The organism is Streptomyces daliensis (genome assembly GCF_054782395.1).
This window is the reverse complement of record NZ_BAAGSO010000130.1, coordinates 48,197-73,235: the sequence shown is the minus strand read 5'-3', so window position 1 is coordinate 73,235 and position 25,039 is coordinate 48,197. Positions and strand designations below refer to the sequence as shown.

The 25,039-nt window shown below is 71.6% G+C and carries 26 protein-coding genes; 12 read left to right on the top strand and 14 right to left on the bottom strand.

The window, feature by feature from the left end:
• Positions 1-209: 209 nt before the first annotated feature.
• From ACYVOO_RS37295 to ACYVOO_RS37270, 6 genes are all read right to left on the bottom strand, one after another.
• On the bottom strand, positions 210-671 hold the full coding sequence (locus ACYVOO_RS37295; RefSeq protein ID WP_461020175.1) for a thioesterase family protein: 462 nt from the start codon (positions 669-671) through the stop codon (positions 210-212).
• A 77-nt stretch (positions 672-748) separates the two neighbouring features.
• Positions 749-1,774 carry a 3-hydroxyacyl-CoA dehydrogenase NAD-binding domain-containing protein gene (locus tag ACYVOO_RS37290; protein WP_461020172.1) on the bottom strand — a complete coding sequence of 342 codons (1,026 nt, stop codon included), beginning with the start codon at positions 1,772-1,774 and terminating at the stop codon, positions 749-751.
• 64 nt (positions 1,775-1,838) lie between these two features.
• Positions 1,839-2,729, bottom strand: a complete 891-nt coding sequence (locus ACYVOO_RS37285) for a beta-keto acid cleavage family enzyme (protein ID WP_461020171.1) — start codon at positions 2,727-2,729, stop codon at positions 1,839-1,841.
• 46 nt (positions 2,730-2,775) lie between these two features.
• Complete coding sequence (locus ACYVOO_RS37280; RefSeq protein WP_461020170.1) at positions 2,776-3,762, bottom strand: TetR family transcriptional regulator C-terminal domain-containing protein; 987 nt, start codon at positions 3,760-3,762, stop codon at positions 2,776-2,778.
• 494 nt (positions 3,763-4,256) lie between these two features.
• Entirely contained in the window at positions 4,257-5,636 is a 1,380-nt protein-coding gene (locus ACYVOO_RS37275; RefSeq protein WP_461020169.1) for an MFS transporter, read from the bottom strand.
• 150 nt (positions 5,637-5,786) lie between these two features.
• A complete protein-coding gene (locus tag ACYVOO_RS37270; protein ID WP_461020168.1) occupies positions 5,787-6,572 on the bottom strand; it encodes a DeoR/GlpR family DNA-binding transcription regulator in 786 nt (261 codons plus the stop codon).
• 130 nt (positions 6,573-6,702) lie between these two features.
• Between ACYVOO_RS37270 and ACYVOO_RS37265 the strand changes: the two genes are divergently transcribed.
• The 5 genes from ACYVOO_RS37265 to ACYVOO_RS37245 all read left to right on the top strand — a co-directional run bounded on the left by ACYVOO_RS37265 (position 6,703) and on the right by ACYVOO_RS37245 (position 12,186).
• The gene (locus ACYVOO_RS37265; RefSeq protein WP_461020167.1) at positions 6,703-7,374 is read left to right on the top strand and encodes an HAD family hydrolase; all 672 of its coding nucleotides are present in this window, start codon (positions 6,703-6,705) and stop codon (positions 7,372-7,374) included.
• Positions 7,371-8,423: a 2-hydroxyacid dehydrogenase gene (locus ACYVOO_RS37260; RefSeq protein ID WP_453346887.1), complete on the top strand. Its 1,053-nt coding sequence runs from the start codon at positions 7,371-7,373 to the stop codon at positions 8,421-8,423. Before ACYVOO_RS37265 ends, ACYVOO_RS37260 begins: the two co-directional genes overlap by 4 nt.
• Entirely contained in the window at positions 8,420-9,883 is a 1,464-nt protein-coding gene (locus ACYVOO_RS37255; RefSeq protein WP_461020166.1) for an FGGY family carbohydrate kinase, read from the top strand. Before ACYVOO_RS37260 ends, ACYVOO_RS37255 begins: the two co-directional genes overlap by 4 nt.
• On the top strand, positions 9,880-11,613 hold the full coding sequence (locus ACYVOO_RS37250) for a dihydroxyacetone kinase family protein (RefSeq protein WP_461020165.1): 1,734 nt from the start codon (positions 9,880-9,882) through the stop codon (positions 11,611-11,613). Before ACYVOO_RS37255 ends, ACYVOO_RS37250 begins: the two co-directional genes overlap by 4 nt.
• A 75-nt stretch (positions 11,614-11,688) precedes the next feature.
• A complete protein-coding gene (locus ACYVOO_RS37245; RefSeq protein ID WP_461020164.1) occupies positions 11,689-12,186 on the top strand; it encodes a ribose-5-phosphate isomerase in 498 nt (165 codons plus the stop codon).
• Positions 12,187-13,324: 1,138 nt separating this feature from the next.
• Here the strand turns inward: ACYVOO_RS37245 and ACYVOO_RS37240 are convergent.
• Positions 13,325-13,528 (bottom strand): cold-shock protein, encoded by a 204-nt coding sequence (locus ACYVOO_RS37240; RefSeq protein ID WP_453346883.1) that lies wholly within the window; start codon positions 13,526-13,528, stop codon positions 13,325-13,327.
• A 254-nt stretch (positions 13,529-13,782) separates the two neighbouring features.
• Here ACYVOO_RS37240 and ACYVOO_RS37235 point away from each other — a divergent pair, with 254 nt between their 5' ends.
• The 6 genes from ACYVOO_RS37235 to ACYVOO_RS37210 all read left to right on the top strand — a co-directional run bounded on the left by ACYVOO_RS37235 (position 13,783) and on the right by ACYVOO_RS37210 (position 20,458).
• Entirely contained in the window at positions 13,783-14,631 is an 849-nt protein-coding gene (locus tag ACYVOO_RS37235; RefSeq protein ID WP_461020163.1) for a menaquinone biosynthetic enzyme MqnA/MqnD family protein, read from the top strand.
• Between the two features lie 78 nt (positions 14,632-14,709).
• Positions 14,710-16,422, top strand: a complete 1,713-nt coding sequence (locus tag ACYVOO_RS37230; RefSeq protein WP_461020162.1) for a serine/threonine-protein kinase — start codon at positions 14,710-14,712, stop codon at positions 16,420-16,422.
• A gap of 121 nt (positions 16,423-16,543) precedes the next feature.
• Positions 16,544-17,740: a cyclic dehypoxanthinyl futalosine synthase gene (gene mqnC / locus ACYVOO_RS37225; protein WP_461020161.1), complete on the top strand. Its 1,197-nt coding sequence runs from the start codon at positions 16,544-16,546 to the stop codon at positions 17,738-17,740.
• A gap of 29 nt (positions 17,741-17,769) precedes the next feature.
• Positions 17,770-18,351, top strand: a complete 582-nt coding sequence (locus tag ACYVOO_RS37220; protein WP_461020160.1) for a hypothetical protein — start codon at positions 17,770-17,772, stop codon at positions 18,349-18,351.
• Between the two features lie 12 nt (positions 18,352-18,363).
• Positions 18,364-19,056 (top strand): demethylmenaquinone methyltransferase, encoded by a 693-nt coding sequence (locus ACYVOO_RS37215; protein ID WP_453346879.1) that lies wholly within the window; start codon positions 18,364-18,366, stop codon positions 19,054-19,056.
• Between the two features lie 118 nt (positions 19,057-19,174).
• On the top strand, positions 19,175-20,458 hold the full coding sequence (locus ACYVOO_RS37210; protein WP_461020159.1) for a geranylgeranyl reductase family protein: 1,284 nt from the start codon (positions 19,175-19,177) through the stop codon (positions 20,456-20,458).
• 404 nt (positions 20,459-20,862) lie between these two features.
• Here ACYVOO_RS37210 and ACYVOO_RS37205 read toward each other — a convergent pair whose 3' ends face one another.
• Positions 20,863-21,105: a hypothetical protein gene (locus ACYVOO_RS37205; protein ID WP_461020176.1), complete on the bottom strand. Its 243-nt coding sequence runs from the start codon at positions 21,103-21,105 to the stop codon at positions 20,863-20,865.
• Positions 21,036-21,368, bottom strand: coding sequence for a helix-turn-helix domain-containing protein (locus ACYVOO_RS37200; protein WP_461020158.1), 333 nt, complete (start codon positions 21,366-21,368; stop codon positions 21,036-21,038). Before ACYVOO_RS37200 ends, ACYVOO_RS37205 begins: the two co-directional genes overlap by 70 nt.
• A gap of 103 nt (positions 21,369-21,471) precedes the next feature.
• Between ACYVOO_RS37200 and ACYVOO_RS37195 the strand changes: the two genes are divergently transcribed.
• Entirely contained in the window at positions 21,472-22,164 is a 693-nt protein-coding gene (locus tag ACYVOO_RS37195) for an HAD family hydrolase (RefSeq protein ID WP_461020157.1), read from the top strand.
• Between the two features lie 148 nt (positions 22,165-22,312).
• Here the strand turns inward: ACYVOO_RS37195 and ACYVOO_RS37190 are convergent, their stop codons facing one another.
• From ACYVOO_RS37190 to ACYVOO_RS37170, 5 genes are all read right to left on the bottom strand, one after another.
• Entirely contained in the window at positions 22,313-22,441 is a 129-nt protein-coding gene (locus ACYVOO_RS37190; RefSeq protein WP_461020156.1) for a hypothetical protein, read from the bottom strand.
• Positions 22,438-22,800: a hypothetical protein gene (locus ACYVOO_RS37185; RefSeq protein ID WP_461020155.1), complete on the bottom strand. Its 363-nt coding sequence runs from the start codon at positions 22,798-22,800 to the stop codon at positions 22,438-22,440. Before ACYVOO_RS37185 ends, ACYVOO_RS37190 begins: the two co-directional genes overlap by 4 nt.
• 995 nt (positions 22,801-23,795) lie before the next feature.
• Positions 23,796-24,359, bottom strand: coding sequence for a hypothetical protein (locus ACYVOO_RS37180; protein WP_461020154.1), 564 nt, complete (start codon positions 24,357-24,359; stop codon positions 23,796-23,798).
• A 70-nt stretch (positions 24,360-24,429) separates the two neighbouring features.
• Complete coding sequence (locus ACYVOO_RS37175; RefSeq protein WP_461020153.1) at positions 24,430-24,723, bottom strand: hypothetical protein; 294 nt, start codon at positions 24,721-24,723, stop codon at positions 24,430-24,432.
• A 12-nt stretch (positions 24,724-24,735) separates the two neighbouring features.
• On the bottom strand, positions 24,736-24,888 hold the full coding sequence (locus tag ACYVOO_RS37170; RefSeq protein ID WP_461020152.1) for a hypothetical protein: 153 nt from the start codon (positions 24,886-24,888) through the stop codon (positions 24,736-24,738).
• Positions 24,889-25,039: the final 151 nt, after the last annotated feature.

Sequence of the window (25,039 nt, the reverse complement as noted above, 5' to 3'; positions counted from 1 at the left end):
TGGGCAATCGTCCCGCTGGCGAGGGGGCACCTCCCAGCGGTAGCTGGGGGAGGGTGGGCACAACCCGTGCCACCGGCCCGCACCACGCGAACGAACCCCCAAAGGGGCACCCGCAGTAGGCGCACCCCTACGAGAGACGCGCACCCCGTGTGGGCTTCACCGCGCACCCCGTGAAGGGGTGCGGACCGGTGAAGGGGCGAGCCTGCGTTTCAGAGGGCGATCGCGCGGCCTGCCCAGGAGGGCGGGTCCTCGACGAGGGAGGCGTAGCGCTCGCGCACCTCGTCGGGCAGCGCCACGGCACGCCCCGCCTGCTGATCGACATGGATGCCGAGCAACTCCGTCGTGGCCACCGGCTCCGCGCCGTCACCGGCCTCGCCGACGAACATCTCGTGCGCGAAGCGGACCTTCTTGGCACCGGCGCCGAGCACCCGGGTGCGCAGGGTGAGTTCGGCGCCCTCCGCCACCTCGCGGAGATACCGCACGTGTGCCTCGACGGTGTAGAGGGAGCGCCCTGTCTGCTCGCGGTAGCGCGGGCCGAGCCCGGTCTCGATCATCATCGCGTCGGTGGCGTGCCCGAAGACGAGGACGTAGAACGCCTCGCTCATGTGCCCGTTGTAGTCGATCCACTCGGGGCGCACGGTCGTGCGGAAGAGCGGGATCGGGCCGGTCAGCGTCGCGGAGGCCGTCGTCCCGACGCCTTCGTCGTCCGCCGTACCGGTGCCGTTTTCGGTCTTGTCGGTGAGATCGGTCATTTGGTGTCTCCGTTCGCCTGCTGGGGCAGTCGGCCGGTCGCACGCAGCACGTCGATGACGCCCTGGTCCCGCTGGGCGACGAGCTGCGCGATGGTGCGCCCGTCCGCCGCCTCGTCGCAGCCCTCGACCATCGCCGAACGCAGCGTCGCGTCCAGCTCCGGCGCTTCGAGCCGCGTCCACGGCGACTTCAGCGACGGGCCGAAGTGATCGAGCATATGTCCCATGCCGCCTTCGCCGCCCGCGAGGGCGAACGTCAGGCAGGGGCCCATGAACGCCCAGCGCAGTCCGGGGCCCTCGGTGATGGAGTCGTCGATCTCCTTCACCGTGGCCTCGCCGTTGGCGACCATGTGCAGGGCCTCGCGCCACAGGGCCTCCTGGAGGCGGTTGGCGATGAAGCCGGGCAGTTCGCGGTCCATGGTGATGACCGACTTGCCCGCGACCTCGAAGAAGCGGGACGCCCACGTGACGGCCGCCGGGTCCGTCTTCTCGCCGCCGACGACCTCGACCAGCGGGATCAGATAAGGCGGGTTGAACGGATGGCCGACGAGCAGCCGCCCCGGGTCGGCCGCCTCGGTCTGCATGTCCGTCATCGGATAGCCGGACGTCGAGGAGGAGATGACGACCCCGGCCGGGGTGGCCGCGTCGAGCTGGGCCAGCAGGTCCCGCTTCAGTTCCAGCTTCTCGGGGGCGCTCTCCTGCACGAACTGTGCGTCGGCGACGGCCTCTTCGAGCGTCGGCGTGACGTTCAGCCGCTCGGGCGAGGCGCCTTCGGCGAGGCCGAGCTGTTCCAGCGCGGGCCAGGCGGCCTCGACCAGGCGGTGCAGCTTCTCCTCGGCGTCGGGCGCGGGGTCCCAGGCGGTGACGTCGTAGCCGCGGGCCAGGAAGTGCGCGACCCAGCCGCCGCCGATGACGCCCGCGCCGACGCAGGCGACGCGGCGCACATCCTCGGGCGCGACGGGCACGGGAGCGGATGCGGTGGGGGTGGGAGCGGGGGTGGGGTCAGGGGCGGTGGGGGTGCTCATGGGGAGGGGTCCTCACTGTGGGGGCGTGATTCGGGGCAGGCCGAGCGGGGGCGGTGCGCGGAGGTCAGCGCTTGCGGAGGCCCATGCGCTCGCGTGCCTCGTCCGGCGTGGCGACCTTCGCGCCGAGCGACTCGGTGATCTGCACGGCACGCTCCACCAACTGGCCGTTCGTGGCCTTGACGCCCTTGCTGAGGTACAGGTTGTCCTCCAGGCCGACGCGCGCGTTGCCGCCGAGCAGGATGGACTGCGCGACCCACGGCATCTGCATCCGGCCCAGCGCGAAGCTGGCCCACTGCGCGCCGGGCGGCAGCATGTTGACCATCGCCTGGAGCACGCCGGGGTCGGCCGGGGCGCCCCACGGGATGCCGCAGCAGAGCTGGAAGACGGTCGGGTCGTCCAGCAGGCCCTCGTCGAGGAGCTGCTTGGCGAACCAGAGCTGCCCGGTGTCGAAGATCTCCAGCTCGGGCCGTACGCCCAGCTCCTGGATGCGACGGGCGCCCTTGCGGAGCATCTCGGTGGTGGAGATGTAGAGCTGGTCGCCGAAGTTCAGCGAGCCGCAGTCCAGGGTGCAGATGTCGGGCAGCAGCTCCTCGACGTGCGGGAGCCGGTCCAGGCCGCCGACGAGGTCCGTGCCGTCCAGCGCGCCCTTCTCCAGCGGCTGGTCCGGGTCGAGCACGAGGTCGCCGCCCATGCCTGCGGTGAGGTTGATGACGACGTCGGTGCCGGTCTCCTTGATGCGCGCGACGGTCTCCGCGTACAGCCTCGGGTCCCGCGCGGGCGCGCCCGTCTCGGGGTCGCGGACGTGGATGTGGACCACGGCGGCACCGGCGTTCGCCGCCTCCACGGCCGAGGCGGCTATCTGCTCCGGGGTCACGGGGACGTGGGGGCTGCGGCCGACGGTGTCACCGGCGCCGGTGAGGGCGGCGGTGATGATGACCGAGTCGTTCATGGGCATGGCGATTCCTCCGTACGGAACGGGATCTGTAGGGGTGAGCGGTGGTCTACGCGGACAGTTCGGTTTCGACGTACGCGAGCAGCGCGGTGCGCATGTCCTCGGGGCTGGTGCCGGGGGAGCCCGGGGAGCCTGCGGAGTCCGGGGCTCCGGCGTGCGACGGTGCGGCGGCGAGCACCTGCGCGGCGAGCCCGTCGATCAGCGAGGTGAGGCGCAGGGCGCTGAACTCCGGGTCGACGTCGCGGAAGACGCCCTGTGCGACGCCGCGCCGGATCACGTCGGCGACCGTCGTGCGCCACTGCCGGTAGTACTCGACGTGAAGCTGCCCGATCGACGTCGAACGCGCCGCCTCGGCCCACAGATCGAGCCACACGAGCCACTGGCGGCGCTGCTGCGCGGTGTGCGGGGTCTGCAACTCGATGAGCTGCCGCATCTCGTCGGCCGCGCTGCCCGCCTCGGCGATGCGCGCGGCACGGCGCGCCGTGTCCTCGTCCATGCACCAGCGCACGGCGGCTTCGAGGAGTTCGGCGCGGCCGGGGAAGTGGTAGTGGATGGCGGCGGTGCTGGTCTCGCACGCCTCGGCGATGTCCGAGACGCGCACGGCGTGGAAGCCGTGCTCGGCGATCAGCCGTACCGTCTCGCGCACGATCTGGAGCGGGCGCCCGCCACCGGGAGCCGCCGTGCGCCGTACGCGCGGCACGGGCGTGCCCGGTGCGTCCGACGCGTCCGGCACGGGCGCGTGCTCGGGGGAGGCGCCCGCACCGGACCCGGAGCCGTGTCCGGAGTCGGGCGTGGACCCGGACCCGGAGCCGAGCAGCCAGCCCGCGTCGACGCTGCCCGCGTCGGCGATACGGGCCAGCTCGGCTGCGGTGAACCGTCGGCTGCCGCCCAGCGAGCGGGAGAGCTTCGACGGGTCCATGACGATCCGCCGCGCGAACTCCCGCTGGCTGCACCCAGCCTTCGCGATCACCTGCCGCACACGCTCGGCCACATCGCCGCCTGAGTCGGCGACACGGCTTCCGGGCTGTTGCTGCATGGCTGCCACCGTAAGCACGCATTGAGATAAACGCAATCCCGCCACCGTGATGAGCCCAAGGGGACGGCCCGCTTTCCCCTGTATTCAAGGGTTCAACCGGCCGGTGATGAGATCCTGACTGATGCGAAAGTCAGTATCGAGGCGACCGCAGCACACCGACAGATGGAGCGGGCCCCTCCGTACAACCCCCGGCCCCTCGCGGAGGTCTCTCTACATACCTCGTCGCTGACGAGTTGAACGGGGGAACGCCACAGCGCGTAGAAGAGGGTGCCGGGCCGAGCGCCCGGGCGCTGGAACCCCTGTTGCCTGGCCGTGAACGCCCCCCGTCGTACACGGCCAGGCCCCCTCACCAGCGACCGAACCGCTCGGCCCGGTTCCCCTTCCTTGGCGCCCCGCACCAAAAGGCGGGCCGACCGGTTCCGCAACCGGTCGGCCCGCCCATCTGGTGTCCGCTCACAGATCACAGAGCCGGACGCGTTCTCACAGTGCCCCTGCTACGGCGCTCCCGCCGGAGCCGCGGCCTCCGCGCCGCCCCCTGCCGGAGCCACCGTCTTCGCGGGGGAACCGTCCCCCGACGGCTTGCCCTTCCCCTCTCCCGGCAGCTTCAGGAACAGCGTCAGCACCAGCGCCAGCAGGTACAGGCCCATGAAGATCAGGGTGACGCCGCCCGCGCCCACCAGCGGGAAGAAGAGGCTCGCGATGGCCGGGCCGACGAACGTCGCGCCGCCCGCGCCGAGGTTGAGCAGCGCCATGGAGCCGCCCTTGTTCTCGGGTGCCATGGACGGGATCAGCGCCGAGATGGGCACGAAGCCCGCCAGAGTGGCGCCGTAGAGCATGCCCGCGAGGACCGCGACCCAGTAGTAGTCCGGGCCCAGCCAGGTGGGCACGAAGTAGAGGACCGTCACACTGATCGCGCAGCCGAGGGCGCCGAACGTGGCGATCGTCGTGCGCCAGCCGATCTTGTCGGAGAGGGCGCCGAAGATGAGGTTGAAGAAGATGTTGGTGCCGTAGATGATCGCCAGGAGCTGGAGCCACTTGTCGGTGCCGAAGCCCACGTCGTCGGAGAAGATCCGCGGCAGATAGACGAGCATCCCGAACTCGGGCGCGGTGTTGATGACGCGCACCAGGCAGCCGACCAGGACGCGCGGATGGGTCCAGACGATGGAGACGCTGTTGAACAGGCTCTGCCCCGTGGTCACCTCGGGCGGGGCCAGCCGGTCGCCGCCGGCCCGCTTGCGCGCCCCGACCAGCGAGAACGCGCCGCCGATCAGGATCAGGCCCAGCGCGGACCACAGTGTGCCCATCTCGCCGAAGGCCGGGATGGTCAGGCTGGACCAGAGCGAGCCGAGGGTGGGCAGGCCGCCGGTGAAGGCGAAGTAGAACCAGCCGACGGCCGTGCCCAGGCGCGCGGTGGGCGCCGTGTCGGTGATCCAGACGAGGAAGCCGAAGGCGAAGAGCGGGTAGCCGAAGCCGCGGATGCCGTAGAGGACCAGCATCATCGGGTAGTTCTCGGCGCCGAGCGCGACGACGAGGTAGAGCACGTCGAACACGGCCCAGATGACAAGGCCGACCCACATCACCTTTCGTGGTCCCCACACCTGCGCGAGCGCGCCCGAGAACCACGAGGCCAGCATCACGGCGATGCCGTAGGCGGTGATGACGTAGCCGGCGCGGACGTCCGTACCGGCGCCGTGGTCGGCCATGTACGGCGCGATGAAGCCGCTCTCGACGCCGTCGCCGATCATGAACAGCAGGACGCCGATGTAGCCGAACAGCAGGGGTTTCGGCAGCCCTATCCGGTCCAGCAGCCCTCCGGCCCCCGCTCCCGGTCCGGCACCCGCCTTCGCGGGTGCATCCGCAGCACGTCCCGGCATTGCGGCCTCCACTCTGAGGTACACGTTCTGAGGTACACGTTGTGACAACCGCAGATCCTCAGCCTCAGTGGGAGAAATATCAAGGCCTCTGTTAAAAATAACCGCGCTTTCTGTTAACCCTCCTCTCTCCTTCCCTCCCCTCGGGGCCCGTCACTCCCCGGCCACGACCCGGACGTCCGTCAGCTTCCGCATGCCGCTCACCAGGTCGTCCTCGACGGGCCCCGTCAGCACCACGTGGTCAAAGGACTCCACGCCCTCCAGCCGGTGCAGCGCGTTGCGCCCCACCTTGCTGTGGTCCATCAGCAGCACGCTGACGGCCCCCGCCTCGCGCATCGCGCGCTTGATCGTGACCATCTCCTGCTCCTGGTGGTAGGTCATCGTCGCGGTCATCGCTGAGGTGGAGACCACGGCCAGGTCCACCGAGAAGCTGTTGATCATCTCCAGTGCGGGGAGGCCGATCCAGGAGTCGTGCGTACGGCTGTACTCGCCGCCGATGCAGATCAGCCTGATGTCGTCCGCGGCGCGCAGCTCCTCGGTGATCAGGCGGTAGTTGGTGACCACGGTCATGGGCCCGACCCGCGGCAGCAGCTTGGCGAGGGCCAGCGCCGTCGTCGAGTCGTCGAGCATCAGGGACATGCCGGGGGAGACGAACGAGAGCGCCTCGTGTGCCAGCGCGTCCTTCTCGCCGGGGTGCGCGTGCAGCCGGAAGTCGGAGCTGGACTCGAAGACGGTGGACGGCTGGGCCGAGACGCCGCCGTGGTACTTGCGCAGAATGCCCCGGTCGGCCAGCTCCGCGATGTCGCGGTGCACGGTCATGAGGCTGACGCCGGTCATCTCCGTGAGTTCGGCCACGCTGGCGTCCCCGTGTGCCAGCACATGGTCAATGATCATCTGCTGTCGTTTCTGGCGCGTGGCGCGCGCTCCCTGGGCGGTCATACGCACCATCCTGCCCTGTGTGTCCGGCACGAACTATCACCGGGAGGGGGTTAGCCCTACCAATCACCTAGTGACAACTAACAGTCACAGTGTTAATTTGCTGAAACCGCGACGTTAAGGAGTACCGGCCGTGGCCGAAGCAGTGGTGTTTGACATGGACGGAGTGCTCGTCGAGAGCGAGCACCTCTGGGAAGAGCTGTGGACGGCGTTCGCCGCGGCGCGTGGCGCACAGTGGGGCCCTGAGCAGACCAAGAGCTGCCAGGGCATGAGCGCCCCCGAATGGGCCGCCTTCCTCACGGAGTTCGCCGGCGGCGGCGACAGCCCGGAGGACACCGAGCGCACCGTCGTCGACGGCATGATCGCCGCCCTGGAGGGCGGGCGGATCGACCTCCTCGAAGGCGCCCGCGAGATGGTCACCGAGACCGCGGCCCGCGCCCCCATCGCGCTGGCCTCCTCCGCGCCCCGCCGGGTGATCGACGCGGTGCTCGTGCACCACGGCATCGACCACCACTTCAAGGCCACCGTCTCCAGCGCCGAGGTCCCGCGCGGCAAGCCCAGCCCTGACGTCTACCTCGCCGCCGCCGACAAGCTCGGCGTCCCCGCAGCGCGCTGCCTGGGCGTCGAGGACTCCAGCAACGGGCTGCGCGCCGCTGCCGCCGCCGGGATGACCGTCGTCGCCATCCCCAACCCCCAGTACCCGCCGGCCGAGGACGCCCTGGCAGGGGCCTCCTTCGCCGCCTCAGACCACGACTCCGTACGCCGTTACCTCATCGGTCAGCTGAAGGAAGGTGACCGGGCATGACCACGGTCCTCGTCTCCGGTGACGACTTCGTCGCCCCCGAACTGTTCGCCGACGCGCTGCGCGAGGCCGCCCCCGGCACCGCCTTCGACTTCCGCACGATGCGCACCGGATGGCCCGTCGAGCCCTTCGGGCCCGTCGGCGGCGTCCAGGAGGCCAGCGGCACCGAGGAGCAGGTCATCGAGGCGCTCGGCGACGCCGAGATCGCGCTCACGCAGATGGCGCCCTTCACCGCCAAGGTCATCGAGGCGGCCCCGAAGCTGCGCATGATCGGCGTCTGCCGGGGCGGCCCCGTCAACGTCGATCTGGCGGCCGCCACCGCCGCCGGCATCCCCGTCTCCTTCACCCCGGGGCGCAACGCCGCAGCCGCCGCCGAGTTCGCCATCGGCCTGATGCTCGACGCCATGCGCCGCATCACCGTCTCCGACGCCGACCTCAAGCGCGGCGTCTGGCGCGGCGACTACTACGCGTACGAGAACGCGGGCAGCGAGATCGAGGGCTCCACCGTCGGCCTCGTCGGCTACGGCGCCATCGGTGCCATCGTCGCCCGCGTGCTGAACGCCTTCGGCGCGCGCGTCCTCGTCTCCGACCCGTACACCGACCCGGCGAAGGCCGCGGCCGACGGCGTCGAACTCGTCACGCTCGACGAGCTGCTGCGCGCCAGCTCCGTCGTCAGCCTGCACGCGCGGCTCACGCCCGAGACCCGGCACCTGCTCAACGCCGACAACCTCAAGCTGCTGCCCGAGGGCGCCGTCCTCGTCAACTCCGCGCGCGGCGGCCTCCTCGACTACGCGCCGCTGCCCGCGCTCCTGGAGTCAGGCCGCCTCGGCGCGCTGGCCCTCGACGTCTACGACATCGAGCCCCCGCCCGCCGACTGGCCCCTGCACAGCGCCCCCAACGTGATCACCACCCCGCACCTCGCGGGCGCCACCCGGCAGACCGCCGAGCGCGCCGCGCTCATCAGCGCGGGCGAGGCGGCCCGCTTCCTGCGCGGCGAGCCGCTGCGCCACCTCGCCAACCCCGAGGCGCTCGCCGGAGGTACGGGCTCATGATCGTCGGGGTGGACGTCGGCACCTCGGTCACCAAGGCCCAGCTCATCACGCGCGACGGCCGGACCACCCCGGCGCACGAGGCCCGCAGCACCGTCTACACGCTGCCGGGACAGCGCGTCGAACAGGACCTGGAAGAGGTGCTGGGCACGGTCGTCACCGTCGTACGGGCCGCCGTCGCCGACGCGGAAGGACTCGGCGCCGACGAGCCCGTCGAGGCCCTGGCCATCACCGGGCAGGGCGACGGGCTGTGGCTGCGCGACGCGGAAGGGCGCGGCGTCGGGCGCGCGCTCTCCTGGATGGACGGGCGCGCCGCCGACATCCTGGACGGCTGGACCGCCGACGGCGTCGCCCAGCGCGTCCACCAGCGCACCGGAGCCGGAATGTTCCCCGGCTCGGCCGCGCCCCTGCTCGCGCACCTCGCCAAGCACGAGCCGGAGCGGCTGGCGGAAGCGGCCGTGGCGGGCTACTGCGTCGACGCCATCGTGCAGCGCTTCACCGGCGAGATCACGGTGGACGCCTCCGACGCCAGCCAGCCCTTCCTGAACGTCGGCTCGCGCACCTACGACGACCAGGCGCTGGACCTGTGCGGCCTCGCCCCGCACCGCCGCCTGCTCGCCGAGCCCGCGCCGCCCGGCACCCTGCACACCCTGCTGCCCGAGGTCGCCGCCGAACTGGGCCTGCCCGCCGGGCTCCCCGTCTCGGCTGGCCCGTTCGACATCCCCGCCTGCGGCTTCGGCTCCGGGCTCGCCGAGGTCGGCGAGGGCAACCTCATCATCGGCACCACCCTGGCCAGCCAGGTCCTCACCGACGACCCGGCGCCCCAGGTCAGCGACGACCCGGCCGGGATGCTGCTGGCCACCCCGTACGAGGGCCGCTATCTGCGCGTCATGCCCGCCATGATCGGCACGGCCGGCCTCGACTGGCTGCTGAAGCTGCTGGGCGTGCGCATCCAGGAACTGGACGCGCTGCTCGCCCAGTCCCCGTACGGCGCGGGCGGCGTCACCGCGCTGCCCTTCCTCTCCGCGAGCGGCGAACGCGCACCCTTCGTGGACGCCCGCGCCCGTGGCCGCCTCGACGGGCTCTCCCCGACGACGGGCCGCGCCGACCTGGTGCGGGCACTGTGCGAGTCCGTCGCCTACTCGGCGCGGCACTGCATGGAGACCCTCGGCGTCTCGCGCGCCGTCACCGCATGCGGCGGCGGTGCCCGCTCGGGCGAGTGGGCGCGGATCTTCGCCGGGGTCCTCGGCACCGATCTGCACGTCACCGACGACGCCGTCGGCATCCGGGGCGCGGCCCAGGTCGCCTGGGACGCGCTCGGCACCCCCGTCGACGCCGAAGCCTGGCGCGCGCACCGCCGCACCGTGACCGCCGACCCGGAGGCCACGGCCTTCTACGCGGACGGCTACGCCGCCTACCTGCGCACCCTCACCACGGCCCGCGAGGCATGGAGCACGACATGACCAGGCTCTTCAACGACCCCTCACGCTTCGCCGACGACATGGTCACCGGCTTCGCCGCCGCCCACCCCGAGCACGTGCGGGCCGTCCCCGGCGGCGTCGTCCGCGCCGAACGCCCCCACGAGGGCAAGGTCGCCGTCCTCACGGGCGGCGGCTCAGGCCACTACCCCGCGTTCTGCGGCGTCGTCGGACCCGGCTTCGCCGACGGCTCCGTCATCGGCAACATCTTCACCTCCCCCTCGGCGGCGCAGGCCCACTCGGTCGCCACCGAGGCCGAGACGGGCGGCGGCGTCCTCTTCCTCTTCGGCAACTACGCCGGGGACGTCATGAACTTCGGCCTCGCGGCGCAGCGCCTCACCGACGAGGGCATACCGGCCCGCTGCTTCGCCGTCACCGACGACATAGCCAGCGCCCCCGCGGAGGACACCACCAAGCGGCGCGGCATCGCGGGCGACTTCGTCGTCTTCAAAACCGCCTCCGCCGCAGCGGAGGAGGGCGCCTCCCTGGACGAGGTCGTCCGCGTCGCCGAACACACCAACGCCCGCACCCGCACCCTCGGCGTCGCCTTCGCGGGCTGCACCCTCCCAGGACAGGACGAGCCCCTGTTCACCGTCCCCGAGGGCAAGCTCGGCCTCGGGCTCGGCATCCACGGCGAACCCGGCGTCAGCGAGAGCGAACTGACCACGGCGGACGACCTCGCCCGCACCCTGGTCGAAGGACTCCTCGCGGAACGCCCCGCCGACTCCGGCGCGGAGAACGGCCGCGTCGCCGTCCTCCTCAACGGCCTCGGCTCCACGAAGTACGAGGAGCTGTACGTCGTGTGGGCCACCGTCTCCAGGCTGCTGGCCGAGGCGGGGCTCGAAGCGGTACGGCCCGAGGTCGGCGAACTCGTCACCAGCCTCGACATGGCGGGCTGCTCCCTCACCCTCACCTGGCTCGACGACGAGCTGGAGCGGCTGTGGCTCGCGCCCGCCGACACCCCCGCCTACCGCAGGGGCGCCCTCGCCACTCCCACCAGGCCCGCCGCGGACGTACGGACAAGGTCCCCCCGGGCCCGTACGTCCGCGGCGACTCCCGCGCCCGCCGTGGCGGAGGGCGCCGGAGCGGACACCTCCGCCTTCGCCGTACGGGCACTGCGCACCGCGCACACCGTGCTGCACGAACAAGAAGAAGCCCTGGGCCGCCTCGACGCCATCGCCGGGGACGGCGACCACGGGCGCGGCATGTGCAAGGGCGTCGACGCGGCACTCGCGGCGGCCGAGCGCGCCGAGTCGGAACGCGCGGCACCCGCCGCGCTGCTGGCGGCGGCGGGCGACGCGTGGGCCGCCGAGGCGGGCGGCACCTCGGGAGCCCTGTGGGGCGCAGGGCTGCGGGCCCTCGGCGCCGGGCTCCCCGCGGACCGCGCGCCCGAACCCAAGGAACTGGCAGCGGCGGCGGAGAGCGCGCTCCGCGCCGTCACCGCGCTCGGCAAGGCCGAGGTCGGCGACAAGACCCTCGTCGACGCGCTCCAGCCCTTTGTGACCGCGTTCACCCAGCAGCTCGGCGACGGTACGGGCGCGGCCGACGCCTTCACCGCCGCCGCCCGGACGGCCCACGAGGCGGCCGACGCGACGGCTTCCCTGCGCCCGCGCCTCGGCCGCGCCCGCCCCCTCGCGGAACGCAGCATCGGCACGCCCGACCCGGGGGCCGTGTCCCTGGCGACGGTGCTTGTCGCTGTGGCCGCTCGGGCCTGATCCCTACCCCTGTGCCCTGTGCCGCACTGTGCGGCGGCGCCCCCTGACTCCCGAGCCCCCTGGAGGAGAACCACCATGGCCACCGGCACCACCGAGACCACCCCGGACCGCCCGTTCCGGATAGTCGTCGGCTGCGACGACGCGGGCCTCGACTACAAGGAGGCCCTGAAGCGGGACCTCAAGGACGACCCGCGCGTGGCCGAGGTCACCGACGTCGGCGTCGGCACCGACGAGCACACCGCGTACCCCCATGTCGCCGTCGAGGCGGCACGTCGCGTCGCCGAGGGCGAGGCGGACCGGGCGCTGCTGATCTGCGGTACGGGGCTGGGGGTCGCGATCAGCGCGAACAAGGTGCCCGGCGTGCGCGCCGTGACCGCGCACGACAGCTACTCCGTGCGACGGTCGGTGCTCAGCAACGACGCACAGGTCCTGTGCTTCGGCCAACGCGTGATCGGCCTCGAACTCGCCCGCACCCTCGTGGACGAATGGCTGTCCCAGCGCTTCGACACCACGTCCCCGTCCGCGTCCAAGGTCGCGGCGATCACGTCTTACGAGACCCCTCGGGCTTCGTAAGGCCGCTTCACGGGGGTGTTGCGCGGGACGGGTCCCCTTCGCGGGGGGCGGAAGGAAACGGGGGGTTCCCGCTTCACGGGGTGGTTGCGCGGGACGGCTGGCCTCTCAGGTGGGCACCGTAGGGTCCCGCGCCGATTTTTGTGCCGTCGCACGGTGCGCTGCGCTGGGCTGGGCGCCGTGTTCGGGTGCGGGTGTGTGGCTTCGGCGCGGCGTGTGGTGCGGTGCTTTGCGGCTTGCGCCGCGTGATTCCGGGTTTCGACCGTGGTTGTGGGTGCGTGGGTGGGGGGTGTCCGGTGCCGGGGTGGGGTGTCTCCTCGGCGTGAAGGTCTCGTCGTCGCCTCTCGGCCGGTGACTTTCTCGACCTGCGGGGACACCCCACCCCGTCCCCGTCCCGCCGGTGGCCCGCTATCCGGTTCCGGTCGGCTGACGCCCACCCCGTGCCCTCACCCGTGGGGCGCCATCCCCCGGCGCCCCCTGGGGGTGCGTACGCGTGCTGCGGGCCGGTGGGTGGGTTGTGCCCACCCTCCCCCAGCTACCGCTGGGAGGTGCCCCCTCGCCGAGCGGGACGCTTGCCCACAACGGTGGGAGCGGGCCGGAGGTTGGCCACCGGGTGGGAGGGGACGTGGTGGGGTGTCCCCGCAAGTGGTGGCGACTGTACAGGCAGCCGAAAAGCCGACCCGCACTTGTCGCCGCCCGAGGAGACACCCCGGCACGGCACCGACCCCCACCACACACGGGCCCCATATCCACGGCCGAAACCCAGAAACACGCGGCGCCAGCCGCGTCGTACCGGTCCATAGGCCGCGCCGTAGCCACCGGCCCGCACTTGGAAACGGCGCCCAGCCCAGCCCAGCGCCCCGTGCGGCGGCACAAAAATGTTGTGGGCAATCGTCCCGCTGGCGGGACGGGTGGGCACAACCCGTGCCACCGGCCCGCAACACGCGAACGAACCCCCCAAGGGGCACCCACAGCAGGCGCACCCCCACGAGAAACAGGCACCCCGTGAAGGCTTCACCCCGCACCCCGGGAAGCGGCGCGGACCGGTGAAGGGGCAACCCTGTGTTTCATGGCGCAACCCGCGAAGGGAAAGGCAGGAGCCCCCGCCATTGGCGGGGGCTCCTTGGGTGGTGCTATCGAGTCACTGCGCGGTGACGTTCTCAGCCTGCGGGCCCTTGGGGCCCTGGGTGACGTCGAACGACACGACCTGGTTCTCCTCCAGGGAGCGGAAACCAGACGCGTTGATCGCGGAGTAGTGGACGAAGACATCGGGACCGCCGCCGTCCTGGGCGATGAAACCAAAGCCCTTCTCGGCGTTGAACCACTTGACGGTTCCGGTAGCCATAAGCCCTCCCTGGGCCTATAAGGGTCGCCCTGCTCCCAGAACCCCGCTAAGAAGTCTGAAAACGACGAGAGCCCGCGGTCACATGCTCCGCAGGCTCTGTACTGCAAGGGAAACCAAACTGCAACTTGCGGCGAGCCTAGCATGGGGTCCCGGCAGCGCGGAAGAGTCCAAGATCCCCGCTCGATCCCGTCGTGCGCAGGGGCCACGCCCCCCTCGGCCCGGTACGGACAGGCTCCAGGCGTACCCTCCGGAGTGTGACTGCGCATCCGAGATCCCGCCCCCGCGTCGGGCACATCCAGTTCCTGAACTGCCTGCCGCTCTACTGGGGCCTCGTCCACACCGGCACCCTCCTCGATCTGGAGCTGACCCGGGACACCCCTGAAAAACTGAGCGAACAGTTGGTGAACGGCGATCTCGATATCGGCCCGATCACCCTGCTGGAATTCCTCAAGAATGCGGACGATCTCGTCGCACTGCCAGATATCGCTGTGGGCTGCGACGGCCACGTGATGTCGTGCGAGATCGTTTCCCGCGTTCCGCTTGAGGAGCTGGACGGCGCCCGCGTCGCCCTGGGCTCCACCTCGCGCACCTCCGTACGGCTCGCCCAGCTTCTCCTCGCGGAGCGGTTCGGGGTGGCCCCGGACTACTACACGTGCGCGCCCGACCTCGACCGGATGATGGCCGAGGCCGACGCGGCCGTGGTGATCGGGGACGTCGGGCTGCGCGCGTATCTGCGCAACCTGCCGGAGGACAGCCTCCACGTCTACGACCTGGGCGAGCTGTGGAAGGAGTGGACGGGCCTCCCGTTCGTCTTCGCCGTGTGGGCCGCGCGCAAGGACTATCTGGCGCGCGAGCCGGAGACCGTGCACGAGGTGCACAAGGCGTTCCTCTCCTCGCGGGACCTCTCCCTCCAGGAGATCGGCAAGGTCGCCGAGCACGCAGCGCGCTACGAGGTCTTCGAGCCGCCGGTGCTGGAGCGCTACTTCACGACGCTCGACTTCCGCTTCTCGGAGCGTCAACTGGAGGGCGTCACCGAGTTCGCCCGCCGCGTGGGCGACTCCAGCGGCTTCGCCCCGGACGTGAAGGTGGAACTCCTCCGCTGACGGAGGTGACGGCCCGCGTCCCTTCCCGCCCGCCGAATAAGCTGGTGGGCCACAGTCCAGAGGGTGGGGGAGCACGGTATGCGTCCGCTGGGGCCCGACGATCCGCGCGCGATCGGGGAGTTCCGCCTGCTGCGGAGCCTCGGGTCCGGTGGCATGGGGCACGTGTATCTGGGCCGCAGCGCGAGCGGCCGTACGGTCGCGGTCAAGGTCGTGCACCCGCACTTCTCGCAGGACCGGCTGTTCCGCGAGCGCTTCCGCCGCGAGGTCGCCTCGGCGCGCCGCGTCGGCGGCGACTGGACGGCGCCGGTCCTGGACGCGGACCCGGACGCGCGCGTCCCCTGGGTCGCGACGGGCTACGTCGCGGGCCCGCCGCTCCAGCAGGCCGTCGAGGAGCACGGCCCGCTGCCGGAGACTGCCGTACGGGCGGTGGGCGCCGGTCTCGCCGAGGCGCTGCGCCATGTGCACGGGCTCGGCCTGGTGCACCGGGACGTGAAGCCGTCCAATGTGCTGCTCGCGCTCGACGGCCCCCGGCTGATCGATTTCGGCATCGCCCGCGCCACCGACGGCACCGCCTCCCTCACCTCCTCAGGCGTCTCGATCGGCTCACCGGGTTACATGTCGCCCGAGCAGGTGCTCGGCAAGGGTGTGACCGGGGCCTCCGACGTGTTCTCGCTGGGCGCCGTGCTCGCGTACGCGGCGACGGGCGTGACCCCCTTCCCCGGGGACAGCTCGGCGGCGCTGCTCTACAAGGTCGTGCACGAGGAACCCGAGCTGGACGGCCTCGCGGGTGAGCTGCGCGAGCTGATCGCCGCCTGTCTGGCCAAGGAGGCGGGGGACCGCCCGGGGCCGGAGGAGATCGCGGACCGGCTGTCGGGCGGAGCGGAGGGCGGCGCGTCCGCGCTGGTGGGGACGGGATGGCTGCCCGGTCCCGTGGTGGAGCGAGTGAGCAGGAGCGCCGTCGAGCTGCTGGAGCTGGAACCGGACCGGGAGCCGGGCGCGCCGCAGGTCCCCGACGAGCCCGTCGCGGACGGGTCGGGACCGGTGCCGTTCACGACCCCGTCGCAGGGCCCCGGGGCCACCCAGGAACCGTCACCGGCACCCGCGCCGCCCGACCCCCGTACCCCTCACCCCCAGGGTGCCTTCGGGCCGCCGCCCACAGAGGCGCCCTCCGAGGCGCCCGCCGGGACGCCCGCCACCGGCGCCTCGCTCACCGCGAGCGCGGGAAGCGGCAAGCGGCGGGTGAGCTGCACCGTCGTGCTGTCGGTCGCCTGCGTGCTGGCGGTCGTGACGATCGGCGCGTACTTCTTCCGCCTCCTGCCCGGCTCGGGCGGCGCCTCCGACAGCGCGGGCCAGCCGCCCACGGCCAGTCAGAAGCCGGGCGACGGAAGCGACGCGGGTGACGCGGGCGGCGGCGCCGACGGCACCGTCGCGAAGGACTTCCTCGGCACCTGGAAGGGCGAGGTCCGTACCGACAAGAACATGTCCAACGGCATGCTCACCGTGCGCATCAGTGAGGGGCGCGTGGGCGACGAGGCCGTACGGACAGTGGTGACGCTCCCGGGGAACAAGCAGTGCAAGGGGGCCGGCACGCTCACCAAGGTCACCGACAAGAAGCTGACCATGCGCGAGAGGGGCGTCGGCAAGCCGCCCGAGGTGCTCGGTGTGAAGCTCTGCACGGAGAACGTCTCCACCGCCACCCTCACCAGGACGGGTGACGGTGAGCTGCGTTACGCCTCGAACGACGAGGGAGGCGGCAATCCCACCGCCGACCTCACCCGGGACCAGCCCTGACCGCACTCACCCGCACGGGCCCCGCACGTCCCCGCAGGTCCGCCCCGTACGGTGTCGGAGCCCTGGCGTACGCTGGTCGGGTCCTGGTACATCCACGAGCCAGCTTCGGAGGGACGCCCCGGTGCCCGAGAACGCCGACCTTCAGTCCGTACTCGACCGCGCCGCCGCGGGCGGGCGCATCACCCCCGAGGAGGCGGTGGACCTCTACCGCTCGGCGCCCCTGCACGCCCTCGGTTCCGCCGCCGACGCGGTCCGCCGCAAGCGCTACGCCGGTACGGAGCACATCGCGACGTACATCATCGAGCGCAACATCAACTACACCAACTCCTGCGTCACGGCCTGCAAGTTCTGCGCCTTCTACGCCTCCCCGAAGAGCGACAAGGTGTGGACCCGCAGCCTGGACGACATCCTGCACCGCTGCGAGGAGACGGTGGAGCTGGGCGGCACCCAGATCATGTTCCAGGGCGGCCACCACCCGGACTACGGCGTGGAGTACTACGAGGAGCACTTCTCCGCCATCAAGAAGGCGTTCCCGCAGCTCGTGATCCACTCCCTCGGCGCTTCCGAGGTCGAGCACATGGCGCGCATCTCGGGCGTCACGCCCGAGGAGGCCATCCGCCGCATCCACGCGGCCGGTCTTGACTCCTTCGCCGGTGCCGGTGCCGAGCTGCTGCCCGCGCGGGCGCGCAAGGCCATCGCGCCGCTCAAGGAGTCGGGCGAGCGCTGGCTGGAGATCATGGAGACGGCGCACAACCTCGGCGTGGAATCCACCTCGACGATGCTGATGGGCACGGGCGAGACCAACGCCGAGCGGATCGAGCACCTGCGCATGATCCGCGACGTCCAGGACCGTACGGGCGGCTTCCGCGCCTTCATCCCGTACACCTACCAGCCCGAGAACAACACCTTGAAGGGCCGCACGCAGGCCACCCTCTTCGAGTACCTGCGCATGATCGCCATCGCGCGGCTCTTCCTCGACAACGTCGCGCACATCCAGGGCTCCTGGCTGACCACGGGCAAGGAGGTCGGCCAGCTCTCCCTGCACTACGGCGCCGACGACCTCGGCTCGGTCATGCTGGAGGAGAACGTCGTCTCGTCGGCCGGGGCCAAGCACCGCTCCAACCGCATGGAGCTGCTGGACCTCATCCGCAAGGCGGACCGCGTCCCGGCCCAGCGCGCCACGACGTACGAGCACCTGGTCGTGCACGACGACCCGGCGAACGACCCCGTGGACGACCGCGTCGTCTCCCACTTCTCCTCCACCGCCATCGAGGGCGGCACGGCCCACCCCGAGCTGAACCTCGTCGAGGCCAACTGAGCCCCGAGCCCTGAGACGGGCGGCGCACCGTGCTGACACTGCACCACGGAACGGGCGTCCGGCGCACGGACGAGGCCGGATGTCAGGTGGACGCGGGCCACGCGCTCGTCGTCGAGGGCGGCACGCTGGCCGCCGTCGGCCCCTTCACCGAGCTTTACGCGGCGTACGGCGACCGCGCCCGCGTCCGCGAGTGGGCGGGCGTCCTGGACCCCGGGCGGTACGAACCCGACGCGGCACCGCTGCTGGAGCAGGCGTACCACCCGGACCCGCGCGAGGCCGCCGCGCTCGGCACCGAGCCCTTGACCGGGGACGCGCTCGCCGCGCTGGAGATGACCGACACCCGCTGGGGCGCCAGCGCCAGACGCGGGCTCCAGCGGCTGCTCGCCTCCGGCACCACAGCACTCTCGGGGCACTTCACCAGGGCCCCGGTACGCAGGGCTGTGGAGCGTTCCGCCGTCCGCCTGCTGTCCGCGCCGCTGTCCGCGCCGCTGTCCGCGCCGCGCCCCCGCGCCCTCGTCCCGGAGGGCCCGGCGGACTTCGCCGTGTCCGGTCCCGACGGCGCCTGTCTCGCCACGGTGCTGGGCGGTCGTCTCGTCCACCGGCGGGCTTGACACAATGAGCCCGTGACGCGCGCATCCCTGGACAAGCAGCCGCATGAAGTCGCCGCCATGTTCGACGACGTAGCGGCCAAATACGACCTCACCAACGACGTGCTCTCGCTCGGGCAGGCACGGCTGTGGCGGAAGGCGGTCGCCCAGGCCGTCGACGCCAGGCCCGGCGAGCGGGTCCTCGACCTCGCGGCGGGCACGGCGACCTCGTCGATGCCCTTCGCAGCCGCCGGCGCCTACACCGTGCCCTGCGACTTCTCGCAGGGCATGCTCCGCGAGGGCAAGCAGCGGCACCCCTGGATGCCCTTCACCGCGGGCGACGCGACGAAGCTGCCCTTCAAGGACGGCTCCTTCGACGCCGTCACCATCTCCTTCGGGCTGCGCAACGTCCAGGACACCGACGCCGCGCTGCGCGAGATGCGGCGCGTGACGGCTCCGGGCGGCCGGGTCGTCATCTGCGAGTTCAGCCACCCCACGTGGGGGCCGTTCCGCACGGTGTACGAGGAGTACCTGATGCGGGCGCTGCCCCCGGTGGCCCGCGCCGTCTCCAGCAGCCCCGACGCGTACGTCTACCTCGCCGAGTCCATCCAGACCTGGCCCGACCAGCCCGCGCTGGCAGCCCGTCTCCAGCAGGCGGGCTGGGCCAAGGTGGCCTGGCGCAACCTCACGGGCGGCATCGTCGCCCTCCACCGGGGCGTACGGGAGTAGTTCCCCCGCGTTCCCCTGCCGCCCCGGGCCGCTCCGGCGAAGGGGCGGCACCCCGAGGCCCCGTCACCGGGGCCTCATACACTGCAACCGTCCAGTGCCTAGTGATGCGGGAGTTCTCGTGGCCGAGACCGTCACCTCCGAGCGGACCGCCGATGTGATCGTCGTCGGGGCCGGACCCGCGGGGTCCACCACCGCCTACCACCTCGCCCGCAGCGGCCTCGATGTGCTGCTCCTGGAGAAGACCGCTTTCCCACGCGAGAAGGTGTGCGGCGACGGCCTCACCCCGCGTGCCACCAAGCAGCTCGTCGCCATGGGCATCGACATCTCCGAAGAGGCGGGCTGGCTGCGCAACAAGGGCCTGCGCATCATCGGCGGCGGCCAGCGCCTCCAGCTCGACTGGCCCGAGCTGGCCAGCTACCCCGACTACGGACTCGTCCGCAAGCGCGACGACTTCGACGAACAGCTCGCCCGCCAGGCCCAGAAGGCGGGCGCGCGGCTGTACGAGCGCTGCAACGTCGGCGACCCGATCCTGGACCGTACGGGCCGCATCACCGGCGTCGAGGCGAAGCTCGGCGAGGAGAAGACCCCGGTCACCTTCCACGCCCCGATCGTCGTCGCGGCCGACGGCAACTCGACGCGGCTCTCGCTGAAGATGGGCCTCCACCGCCGCGAGGACCGGCCGATGGGCGTCGCGGTGCGCACGTACTTCACCTCGCCCCGGCACGACGACGACTATCTGGAGTCCTGGCTGGAGCTGTGGGACCGGCGCGGCGAGGAGGACCGGCTGCTGCCCGGCTATGGCTGGATCTTCGGCATGGGCGACGGCACATCCAACGTCGGCCTCGGCGTCCTCAACACCTCCGCGTCCTTCAAGGACCTCGACTGGCGCGAGGTCCTCAAGGCGTGGTGCGCTTCCATGCCCGAGGAGTGGGGCTACACGCCGGAGAACATGCGGGGCGCGATCCGCGGCGCGGCCCTCCCCATGGCCTTCAACCGGCAGCCGCACTACACGCGCGGGCTGCTGCTCGTCGGCGACGCGGGCGGGCTGGTGAACCCCTTCAACGGTGAGGGCATCGCCTACGCGATGGAGTCCGGTGTCATCGCCGCGGAGACCATCGTCCAGGCGAGCGCGCGAGCGACGTCGGCCCAGCGGGAACTGGCCCTGCGCGCCTACCCGAAGGTGCTCAAGGAGACGTACGGCGGCTACTACACGCTCGGCCGCGCCTTCGTGAAGCTCATCGGCAACCCGAAGGTCATGAAGCTCGCGACCGAGCGGGGGCTTTCGCATCCGCTGCTGATGCGGTTCACGCTGAAGATGCTCGCGAATCTGACGGACCCGACGGGCGGCGACGCGATGGACCGCATCATCAACGGCCTGACGAAGGTGGCGCCGCGCGCGTAGCGCTGCGCTTGGCTGTTCGGCGTTTCGGGGTGCGCCCGTTCGCCGGGGGTGTTGCGCGGGACGGTTGCCCTGTGCGGTGCGCACTGTAGGGTCCCGCGCTGGTTTTTGTGCCGCGTCACGGGGGTGCTGCGCGTGTGGCTTGGCGCCGTTTTTCGGGTGCGGGTCGGTGGCTTCGGCGCGGCGTGTGGTTGCGGTGCGGTGCGGCTGGCGCCGCGTGGTTCTTGGCTCGGGTCGTGGATATGGGCGCGTGTGTGGTGGGGGTCGGTGCCGTGGTGGGGTGTCTCCTCGGCGTGAAGGTCTCGTTTTTGGCTTTCGGCCGGTGACTTGCTCGTCCTGCGGGGACACCCCACCACGTCCCCTCCCGGCGGTGGCCGACTCCCGGCCGGTGGCCGGTACCGGTCTGCTCATGCTGTGGGCGGCACGGTGGTGAGTTGGAGCCCGCGCCCGCCGACGAGGGGTGCGGTGAGGATGACGGTGCGGCCCTCGTGGTGCAGGGCCTTGCCGATGCGGGTGTGGCGGGCGTGCCACCAGTGGCGGGGTGCGAGGAGGGTGCTCAGGCAGTCGCGGGTTTCGCCGTCTACCGCGCTCCGTTCACCCTTCTCGCGGAGGCATAGTGGGTGGCAGGCGTGGGTGGACGGGGAACCCATGAGGGCATCCGCGACTGAGGGCGCGGTGATGATATCCACACCCGGCAAGGAGAGTTCCCCGTCGAGGAGGCAGGCGAGCGACGTGCCCAGCTCATGAGCGATGAGGAGGAGCACATCCCCGAGGGAGTCTTCAGGCCGCGTTCGATCTGGGAGAGGTACTCGACGCTGATACCGCACAGGCCCGCGACGGCGGTCTGGGTGCGGCCGTTCCTCTCCCGCGCATGACGGATGCGTGTCCCGATGTGATGTTTGGGCGTCCCCATACCAGCCTTCCCCTCGTCGGTGTCGAGGTGGACCGTACGGTCAGAGTAGAAGCACTGGTCCCGCCGATGACGGCGGTTGAATCGAACGAGTGAGGGGCGACTGATGGTGCAGCTCGTGCTGTGGGACATCGACCACACACTGGTCGCGACCCGAGGCGTGGGACGGGAGTTGTTCGGCCGGGCCTTCCGCGAGGTCACCGGGTACCAGATGCGCGAGCAGGCGGCCGTGGACGGCATGACCGACGCGACGATCTTCCGGGAGACCGCCACGCTGCACGGCATCGACACAGACAGGGCCGACTTCGAGCGCTTCGCCTCCGTCCTGGCACAGGAACACCTGCGTCACGCCCCGCAGATCCGCGAACGTGGCCACGCCCTGCCGGGTGCCGCCGCCGCACTGAGCGGCATCGCCTCCCTCACCGGGGTCGCGCAGACCGTGGTGACGGGCAACGTGCGTGGCTCTGCCGAGATCAAGCTGCGCGTCTTCGGGCTCGACTCACAACTCGACTGGTCCATCGGCGCCTACGGAGAGGACGACGACGAGCGCGCTCAACTCGTGCGTATCGCCCTGGAGCGGGCAGCCGCCGCGGGAGGAAACCCGGTGCCCCCGGCCGATGCCGTGCTGATCGGGGACACTCCCGCCGATGTGAAGGCGGGGCACGCGAACGGCGTCCGCATCATCGCGGTCGCGACCGGACGCAGCAACATGGACGACCTGCGGGAAGCCGGGGCGGAGACGACGCTCCCGAACCTCGCAGACACCGAGGAACTGCTGAAGCTCATCGCTATGCCGTAGCACGGCAGTGGGCTCGCGGCATGCGCGACATCATCGCCCCCACCACCCACGCCCACCTCATCGACCTCCAGCGCACGTTCGCCAGACCACCCCGCTCGCGCGGGGACCACGCTCCGGTCTCGCCAGACCTGGTCGCTGAGTACTTCGCTCACCCGCGCTTCGCGGCGGCGGACCTGGACGGCGAGGCGGGCGGTGCGGGCGTCGGCGGCTGCGAGGTGCTTCCATCTGGGCCGATGACGTCGGCCAGGAGCCGACGGTGCAGTGCGGTCAGCTTCACGTGGCGGCGATCGCCCGGTCGGCGAGGGCGGGGAACGCGTCCTCCCAGACCTGCCGCAGGTGGCGGCTGACCAGCTTCCGCAGGACGGGCCACTGCTCCAGGAGCAGGTCGCGGTTGAGGTAGTCGACCAGGTCCTCGCGCTGCCCCTCGGCCAGGACGGTGCGGTAGAGGCTCATGCGCGCCCGCGGGCGTTCCAGGTCGTAGGAGGTCAGTCCGGACCAGGCCACGTGTCCGGGAAGGTCGACGCGCCCGTCGGTGGGGCCGCGCAGCTCGTCCAGCGCGGCGGGCAGCCTGCTGGCGTAGCGCGCGCGCAGGACCACGGCCGCGGGCGGCGGGACGGGAAAGGTCGTCGAAGCCATGGCCCCATTATCCCGGACCGCTGCCGCGTAGGGGAGGCGGGCGCGGCAGCCGGTGGCGGCACCCTGTGGGCTCTGGACCACCCCCGCTCGCGCGGGGACCACCCTTTCCGACCTGCGCTCTTTCAAGCCCTTTGCCGAGTCGTGACCAACAAGGCGTCCTTGCGGACCATCTTGACTTCAGCCCTTCCCGAACAGCACAGGCGACGGTGCCAAGGAGCCAGGGTAGGCAGAACTGTGCGCACGCGTGCAGCAGGACGCTGCCTGATCACGGGCCCTAGCGGGCAGGCTTCCCCATAGCGGGACCATCGAGGGAGGCACCACATGGGCCGCGATGACGAAATCCAGCAGGTCAACGGATACCCGCTGTTGGACGCGGAGACGATCAGCGAACCAGAGCCTGGCGACGAGGACGAGAACGACGATGGAGAGGGATGAGTCCGGGCGGCGCTGGGCTGAGCCGTATCTGCGCCGCATGCCGACGTCGCGAGCCTCGGACCCCGACCTGACCTGCGATCAGCACCCAGGCGTACGCCTCGTCCGTCTCCTGGGCGCCCGCTGGATCTGCCCCGCCTGCACCCGACCCGGGCCCCCGCGCCCGACTACGTAATCCGACACGGCTGAGCCCCGCCCGAGCTAACCGGCGCGGCTCCCTGTTGGGCGGTATCAACCGTCGTCGGGGGAGCTGCCGAGCCACCCCCGCTCGCGCGGGGACCACGCACCACCTACCGGCGTCCTCAGCGCCTCTTCGGGGCCACCCCCGCTCGCGCGGGGACCACCCTTCCTGACCTGCGCCCGTTCAGGTCCTTTGCCGAGTCGTGACCAACAGAGTGTCCTTGCGGACCATTTCTGACCTCAGCTCCTCCCGAGCAGCACTAACAACAGGTGCCAAGGAGCCAGGCTAGGGAATCCGTCCGCGCCGTGCAGCCCGTCCCGGCAGCACGGCTGAGTCCCGCCCCCAGACGGCGGGTTGAGGGCGGGGCCGTCACGCTAGGCGATCACCGCTTCGGGATGGTCCACTCGCCAGGGCCCTCGTCAGCACCCGCCGCGTACATCGCACGCTCGGGCCGCTGATCCTCTGGCAGCGCGTACACGATCTTCCCCCGGACGCAGTCGCCCTGCTTCACCGGCGCATCCGAGACGGGGAACTCCGGCTTCGGGAAGTCGCCGTACGTCTTGCCCGACGGGTCCTCGCGTGCCCCGTCGGCGAAGCCGAGTGCCCACGGCATGTTCGACACGTGGATGGTCTTGCCCTTCTTGAGGCAGACCTTCACCTCCAGCGCGGCCCACACGTACCCGTCCTCCCCGGTCGCCTCCTCGGCACTGGTGCCGGCCTTGACGGGCTGTTCGTAGCCGAGGGCGATGGCGGTGCCGGTGGCGGGGAGTTCGGTGTCGCGCCAGGTCCAGGCGTCGCCGAGGGCGAGGGGGCTGCTGGGGCTGGCTGGTGTGGACGGCCGCGGGACTCGGCTGTGGGGCTCGGGCGTGCTGGTCATCAACGACGAGCAGCCGGTGGCTGTGAGCGTGACGACGGCGAGCAAGGCCGCAGTGGTGCGGGTGCGCATGGGACCCCCTGGGATGCGTGTGGGGGGCGAGCGCAGTGTGCCGCATTCGGGGCCCGGTCGCTACGGCGCCTTACAGGAGCCGGGTGCGGGCGGTGCGGGGTGCGGAGGTGGCGCGGCGGCCGCGTGCGGGACGTACCGTCCGCCGGGTGCGGGGCTCGCCCTCCAGTCCTGCGGCGCGGCGCGCGAGCGCGGCGAGCTGGTCCTCGCTGAGACCGGTGGCGCGGACGATGTCGTGGGCGCGGGCGGTGCACGAGGGCGTTGGGCAGTGGACCTTGCTCGCGGGCTGGTCGGGCGACCCGTAGTGCATGGCCTCCGGCGGCAGGCAGTGCGTGGCACAGACGAGGCAGATGTACACGTCACGCATGGCGCTCCTCGACTAGCTCTTGCCGCTGCCCCGGCAGGTGTTGCACGGTCCCGTCCAACGGCGCTCGCGCGGGGCCTGTTTGCCGTCCGGGTCGGTCTCGACGGTGTGCTCGATGTGGTCGGTCAGCCCGATACCGTCACACGCCGCGCAGTCGTCGTCGGCCACGGCCCCAGGGTGGCAGGCCCGGGCCCGCCTGTCAGGCCGGGGCCGGGGTGGCGGACCCTGGCGAAACGCCGTAGCAGCCGCAGCCGCAGCCGCAGCCGAAGACGCCGCCGCAGCAACCGCACCGCTCGGCACAGGTCACGCACGGCGCCGG